This is a genomic window from uncultured Microscilla sp., assembly GCF_947493425.1.
In the GTDB taxonomy this organism is placed as follows: Bacteria; Bacteroidota; Bacteroidia; order Cytophagales; family Microscillaceae; genus Microscilla.
The window spans coordinates 1-819 of sequence record NZ_CANLRP010000419.1; the positions used below are offsets into that span (position 1 = coordinate 1).

Genomic DNA, 819 nt, shown 5'->3' on the forward strand with positions numbered 1-819 from the left:
TCATAGCGGACCAACCCCAGGCTTAGATTCCTCAGACTTGGCAACACTTGAGCAATTACTATCCAAAGGAGCATCTAACTATGGATATTCAGAAGATTACTGGGATCGTAGCCGTGTTCAAAAGTTAATTTCTTCTCATTTTGGTTTGGATTACTGTTTATCCAATATTAGTAAGATTTTACAAAAAATTGGGTGGAGTTGAACTAAACCTGACACTTACTGCCCTAAACAGGATGCCGAAAGTGTCAAAACGTGGAAAGAACAGCGTTTACCAGAATTGCGTAAACAAGCTCAAAAAGAGGGTAGAGTGATCTTTTATGGTGATGAATCCAGTTTTTTGCTTAACCCTTTAAAGCAGCGAAGCTATTCCCCCGTGGGAAAAACCCAGCACCTACCACTTTGGGATAAAGGTTTTAAAAGCTATATGGTTTGTGCAGCAATTTCTGAAAAAGGACAATTAGTGTATACACACCAAAAAAAGCCTTATGATGGTCAGGCAATTGTAGCGTTTTTAAAAGTACTGATTAAACAAACTGATGCCCCTGTTACTCTGATATGGGATGGAGCGAGTATCCACCATTGTAAAGCAGTGCAGAAGTTTTTGGAGACATTACCAGAAGGTAGGTTGTTATTAGTCAAACAACCCAGCTACTCTCCTGAGTTAAATGCTTCTGAGCAAGTATGGAATTATCTCAAAAATGTAATGATGAAAAATCAGGTATTTCCAACTGTCAAAAAATTAGGACGAAAGCTAAAGCAAATACTTAGGGATTTTAAAAACAAAAAAAGCATCATCAAGAAGTTTTTTGAAAATCCTGA

General features: G+C 37.6%; 1 protein-coding gene and 1 pseudogene. Both read left to right on the plus strand.

Annotated elements, in window-relative coordinates; all coding sequences use genetic code 11:
• A partial coding sequence (locus Q0954_RS34125) for a winged helix-turn-helix domain-containing protein (RefSeq protein ID WP_299466613.1) occupies positions 1-202 on the plus strand: 202 nt, incomplete at its 5' end.
• A gap of 63 nt (positions 203-265) precedes the next feature.
• Positions 266-819, plus strand: a pseudogene (locus Q0954_RS34130) (IS630 family transposase); the annotation flags it as partial.